General features: G+C 66.7%; 8 protein-coding genes. 1 reads left to right on the forward strand and 7 read right to left on the reverse strand.

Going from position 1 to position 5,510, the window contains the following annotated elements:
* The 7 genes from E1261_RS42930 to E1261_RS42960 all read right to left on the reverse strand — a co-directional run.
* The coding region (locus E1261_RS42930) for an 8-oxoguanine deaminase (RefSeq protein WP_132415805.1) at positions 1-1,208 on the reverse strand (1,208 nt) is incomplete at its 3' end.
* The gene (pucL, locus tag E1261_RS42935) at positions 1,208-2,113 is read right to left on the reverse strand and encodes a factor-independent urate hydroxylase (protein WP_132415807.1); all 906 of its coding nucleotides are present in this window, start codon (positions 2,111-2,113) and stop codon (positions 1,208-1,210) included. The genes E1261_RS42930 and pucL, both read right to left, overlap by 1 nt.
* A gap of 4 nt (positions 2,114-2,117) precedes the next feature.
* Positions 2,118-2,423: a hydroxyisourate hydrolase gene (gene uraH, locus E1261_RS42940; protein WP_132415809.1), complete on the reverse strand. Its 306-nt coding sequence runs from the start codon at positions 2,421-2,423 to the stop codon at positions 2,118-2,120.
* The gene (uraD, locus tag E1261_RS42945; RefSeq protein ID WP_132415811.1) at positions 2,420-2,914 is read right to left on the reverse strand and encodes a 2-oxo-4-hydroxy-4-carboxy-5-ureidoimidazoline decarboxylase; all 495 of its coding nucleotides are present in this window, start codon (positions 2,912-2,914) and stop codon (positions 2,420-2,422) included. The genes uraH and uraD overlap by 4 nt, the downstream gene beginning before the upstream one ends.
* A gap of 49 nt (positions 2,915-2,963) precedes the next feature.
* Positions 2,964-3,320, reverse strand: a complete 357-nt coding sequence (locus E1261_RS42950) for a helix-turn-helix domain-containing protein (RefSeq protein WP_132415813.1) — start codon at positions 3,318-3,320, stop codon at positions 2,964-2,966.
* Complete coding sequence (locus E1261_RS42955) at positions 3,313-3,552, reverse strand: thiamine-binding protein (RefSeq protein ID WP_132415815.1); 240 nt, start codon at positions 3,550-3,552, stop codon at positions 3,313-3,315. The genes E1261_RS42950 and E1261_RS42955 overlap by 8 nt, the downstream gene beginning before the upstream one ends.
* 10 nt (positions 3,553-3,562) lie before the next feature.
* Positions 3,563-4,735: a DUF6986 family protein gene (locus E1261_RS42960; RefSeq protein WP_132415817.1), complete on the reverse strand. Its 1,173-nt coding sequence runs from the start codon at positions 4,733-4,735 to the stop codon at positions 3,563-3,565.
* Positions 4,736-4,842: 107 nt separating this feature from the next.
* Between E1261_RS42960 and E1261_RS42965 the strand changes: the two genes are divergently transcribed.
* The coding region (locus E1261_RS42965; protein WP_132415819.1) for an IclR family transcriptional regulator at positions 4,843-5,510 on the forward strand (668 nt) is incomplete at its 3' end.

Below are 5,510 nucleotides of genomic sequence, written 5' to 3' on the forward strand. Positions count from 1 at the left end.
GCTAGGGCCAGGGCGGCGACGGGGTCGGGGATGCCGGCGTGTTGGAGGGTGGTGAGGTTCCAGAGGGCCAGGTCGGCTAGTTTGCCGGATTCCAGGGAGCCGATTTCGTCGGCTCGGCCTAGGAGTTGGGCTCCGCCCAGCGTGGCCATCTCCAGAGTGTCTCGGACGGTGAGGGACTGGGGGCCGTTGCGGGCTCGGGCTAGCAGGAGTGCGTTGCGGAGTTCCTCGACCAGGCTGCCGGCTTCGTTGCTGGCGGCACCGTCTACGCCTAGGCCAACTGGGGCGCCAGCAGCGCGGAGGTCCGCCGTACGGGCGATGCCGGCGCCGAGGCGGGCGTTGGAGCTTGGGCAATGGGCGATGCCTGTGCGGGTTGCGCCTAGGTGCTTGATCTCGGCGTCGTCGAAGTGGATGCCGTGGGCGAACCAGACGTCAGGCCCGGTCCAGCCGAGCTCGGCGGCGTACTCCAGGGGCGTGCAGCCGTACGTTTCCTGACACCACGCGGTCTCGTCGGTCGTCTCGGCGAGGTGGGTGTGCAGCCGGACGCCTTTGCGACGAGCCAGTACGGCGGACTCCCGCATCAGTTCGCCGCTGACGCTGAACGGGGAGCACGGGGCGACCGCGATCCGCAGCATCGACCCAGGTGATGGATCGTGCCACCGGTCGATCGCAGCCGAGGTCGCAGCCAGGATCTCGTCGCGGTCCTCCACGACCGAGTCCGGCGGCAGCCCGCCGTCCTTCTGACCGCGATCCATCGATCCACGCGTCGGATGGAACCGCAGTCCCACGGAGGCCGCGGCGGTGATCTCAGCCGCGAGGAGATCGCCAGCACCGCGCGGGAAGACGTAGTGGTGATCAGCAGCAGTGGTACAGCCGGTCAGCGCCAACTGCGCGAGCGCGGCCTGCGCAGCGACGTACACGGACTCTTCGGTGATCCGCAACCACACCGGATAGAGCGTCTGCAACCAGCCGAACAATGTGTCGTCCACAGCGAGACCGCGAGTCACCCATTGATACAGATGTTGATGGGTGTTGACGAAACCCGGCGTGACGAGACAACCCGACCCGTCGATCACCCGAGCACCCTCATAAACAGGCGCCGATCCAGGGCCGACAGCAACGATCTGATTGCCGTCGACAACCACATGCCCGACGAACTCGCGCCGGGCCGGATCGAGGGTCGCCACATAGGCGCCCTCGATCACCAACATCAGCAGAAGCCGGGTACGGCGTGCCACGCGCTCCCGGCGTCGCTCGCTTCGTCCCGGATCACGGTCGCCTCGATCAGCCCGTACGGGCGGTCCGCGGCGATGAAAACCTCACCAGGGTTCTCGACCTCGAACGGACTGAGATCGACCAGGAAGTGGTGCTTGTTCGGCGCAGAGAACTTGATCTCGGCAACTTCCGGATGCTCGGCCAGCACCGCTTCGCCCATACCGTAAAGCGTTTGCTGCAAAGCAAGACTGTGGATCGTCGCGAACTGCGAGAGCAGCAACTGCTTGATCCCGTCGTACGACTTGTCCCAGTCAACTTCAGTGTGGTCATAGCGCCAACGCGCCACCAGCGAGGTCGCCAGAATCCGGTCGTCGGTCTCCGGCAGCGTCGTGTACTTGTCCTTCAAGAACCCATGAAACTCAGACCCGGTCGACTTCAGCACCACCAGATCACTGATCCCCGAGACCACATGAGTGCGACGATCCGCACCACGACCGGAGACGTTGACGATCGTGTTCCGGACCCCGCTCCCACCACGCACAAACGCATGGTCGTGCTCAGCACCGTCGACCGAAATCCGTTCCCACGCATACTCCTCGACCGAGATCCGAGCACCCGATGCAGCCGGTGACGCGTCCAGGAAGTGGGCGCCGAGAGTCAGCGCGTAGTCCTCGATCGCACCGATGCCCTTCTCCTTGGCGAAGGCGAAGGCGGTGTTCTTCTGCGTGTCGGTCGGCAGTACGTCGCTCTGGTCGCCGGAAATGTGGGCGGCCTCGAAGTTGCCGCGGAGTGCGGTGGAGACGTTCAGATCGCGGATCTGGTGACGAGGCGTGTCGCGGTAGATGCGCACCACGCGGCTCTCGGCTTTGCCGTACTGGTTGTCTCCCAGGCGGATGGCCATGTGGTCAGCTCCCTCGGTAGGTGGAAAACGCGAACGGGCTGAGCAGCAACGGGACGTGGTAGTGCCGCTCATCGGCGACCGTGAAGGTCACGGAGACCTCCGGGAAGAAGCTCTGTTCGTTGTACGCCGCAACGTCGAACCAGAGCCGATACGTCCCGTGCTCCAGCGCAGGCGCCAACTCGGCGATCCGGCCGTCGTCATCCGTCGCACCGGTCGCCAGTACGACGTCGCCCCGATAAAGCCGAACCGGTACGCCGGTCGCCGGCCGCCCGAGCGCGGTGTCGAGAACATGCGTCGACAAACTGCTCATCCGGTCACCAACTTCGCTAGCCGGAGCAACGCGATCTTCCGCAGCTCCTCGTGGACAACGGCCGCTTCCGAAACATCGTCGTGCGTCAGGCGATCCTGCAGGCCGGCCAGCATCTGCGCGGCCGACAAACCCGTGGCGCAGATCAGAAACACCCGGCCGAACCGCTCTTCGTAAACACGGTTGCCCTCGGCAAGCGCCGCACGAATCGCCGGGTCGTCACCGACACCGGCCTGCTCGTTACGGGACCAAGCGGCCTCGGTCCCTGCACCCTGCGGCCGGTCACCGATCCGCGGGTGCGCCTGGAGAGCACGATCGACCTCGTTGTCGTCGAACTCGCGCGCCAACTGGTCCGCGACCGCGGTCAGCGCGGCGCGATCGCCGTACGGGCGTTTGTCCAGGATGCCCTCGATCCAGCGTGGGACGTCACAGCAGCTCGCCAGCTCCGGCCGCAGCCGATCGACGGGCGCGGCGTTGAACTCCACCAGATCCATGACCAGAGCCTGACATCCAGCAGGGCCCACCGTCAACAGTTTGTTGAATTTAGCGGGCGCGATTCAGATAGTTGTAGACGGTGAAGCGGGTGACACCGAGCGCCTCGGCCACGATCTCGGCCGATTTCCGGTACTCGAACGCACCGCGTGCCTCCAGCAACAGCACAGCCTTCTGCTTGTCCGTCCGCGACAACTCGCGCAGCGGCCCACCCAGCTCCTCGGCCACCTCGGCCAGCAACCCCTGTACGCCGTCGGCCGGCTTGGGCGTGAGCCGGACAGCCACGACCGGGTTCCCCTTCCACAGCAAGGGAATGTCGTCCCCCTGAGCCTCATCTGGGGTGACGAGTTCCGCGTTCAACCGCTCGATCAGCGGGGTGATCGCCGTGACCAGCGGATGCTCAGGCATCGCGCCGTACCTGCAGCGTCACCTGACTCGCCCCGCCACCGAACGCCGCCTCGAGCACCTGCGGGAGCGCGGCCAGTACGTCGACCTGCTCACCCCGGACCAGCGTCCCCAAAGGGCCGAACTCGCAGTCCAGCCCAGCGTCCTGCGCAGCGCGCAGCGCGTCGGTCACGTGCGCGGGTGGCGAACCCTCGACATCGAACGGCTCAGTGGTGAACTCGGCAACCAATCGCATACCGCCGAGGCTAAGGTCGGCGGGCCAGTTTGGCGAGTGCGGCGATCTCAACTCCGATCAACTGATCGATCTCGGTCTCGTCGATCGCGCCGCAGTCGAGGCCGCGCAGAACGAATCCGGCGAGCGCGACCGCGGTCGCGGGCTCATCGAGATACCCCGAGTCACCGCCGCCGAGGTAGGCGCGCAATCTGGTCGCGGCCTGCGCGAAGCCCTCGCGATAGAAGAGGTACGTCGCCGCGAAGCGGGTCGGGAGTTGGGCAGGGTGCATGTCCCAGCCCTGATAGATGCCGCGGGCAAGCGAACGCCGTACCAGCCGGAAGTGCAGCTGCCAGGCCGCCTGGGTCGCCTCGCCGACCGGGAGCACATTGGTCGAGCCGTCCGACACGAACACCCCAGTCCCGGCCGCGGCCAGCTGCATCACATCCTTGGCGTGATCGGCGACCGGATGCTCCATGCTCTGGTACGCCGCAGCCACGCCCAACGAAGCGCTGTAGTCGTAGGTCCCGTAGTGCAGGCCAGTCACCCGAGGCCCGCCGGCCTTGAGCATCCGAGCGATCAACGCGGTCCCGTCAGCACCGAGAATCGCTTGCGGCGTCTCCACCTGGATCTCGAACTTCAACTCCGGCACGCGATACGTGTTCTCCAACGTCTCCAACACATACACGAAAGCCTCGACCTGCTCGACCGACGTCACCTTCGGCAACGTGACCACGAACCCGTCGCCCACACCGCCTTCCCGGACGAACAGATCCAGCGTCCGGATCGACCGACGCCGGGTCGGCGCCTCCAACGACTTCACCCGCAACCCGTAGTACGGCGTCTGTCGGGCAACCCGCGCCGCCGCCACGGCCGCCGCATCCTCCTCCGGATCCGGGCGATCGCCGTACCCGTCCTCGAAGTCGATCCGCAGGTCCTCGATCGGCTCCCGCTCGAGCTTCGCCAGCACCCGGTCGTAAACCTCGACGGGCAAATCCAGTACGGCGGTCAGGTCGTGGCCGGCGAGCGCCGCGCGAGCCTGCGCACCCCAGTCGGCGACTGTGCGATCGTCGTACCGGTCGGCCGGGACGTAGACGGTGTGGACAGGCTGCCGCACCCCGCGATCCCCCGGGTAGTCGGCCGCGAGGGCCGCATCGGCCGCCCCCAGCCGCCGGTCCAGCTCGGCACCAAGCTCTTCCAGCCCCATGGGCTCGCCTCCTCCGGTTTCCGTATTGCGGAGACTAATATCTACTTTGCGGAAGACACAAGCTGTTCATTTCGCTACACTTCCGCCATCCGGAAAGGTGGGGTTCCATGGCGGAGACCAGCGGCAAGGCCCGCACCGGCAGTGTGCAGTCGATCGAGCGTGCGTTCGGCCTGCTCGAGACAATGGCCGACGCCGGCGGGATGATGGGGCTGTCCCAGCTGGCCACGGCCTCCGGCCTGCCGCTGCCGACGATCCACCGCCTGGTTCGCACCCTGGTCGACCTCGGTTACGTGCGTCAAGAGCCCTCGCGGCAGTACATCCTCGGCCCGAAGCTGATCCGCCTCGGCGAGAGCTCGTCGCACATGCTCAGCGTGTTCGCCCGGCCGCACCTCGCCCGCCTGGTCGACGAGCTCGGTGAATCGGCCAACATGGCGATGCTCGACGGCGACCAGATCGTCTACCTGGCCCAGGTCCCGTCCCGGCACTCGATGCGGATGTTCACCGAGGTCGGCCGACGTGTCCTCCCGCACTGCACCGCCGTCGGCAAGGCGATCCTCGCGCAGTACCCCGAAATCGCGGTCCGCGAGCTCCTCGCCCGGACCGGCATGCCGCAGCACACCGAGAACACGATCAGCACCCCCGACGCGTTCGCCACCCAACTCCACCAGGCCGCCGAATCCGGCTACGCCACCGACGAAGGCGAGCAGGAACTCGGAGTCCGCTGCGTAGCCGTCGCCGTACCGGACGCCCCCACTCCCCTGGCCATCTCCGTCTC

The sequence above is a fragment of the Kribbella albertanoniae genome (assembly GCF_004348455.1).
GTDB lineage: Bacteria > Actinomycetota > Actinomycetes > Propionibacteriales > Kribbellaceae > Kribbella > Kribbella albertanoniae.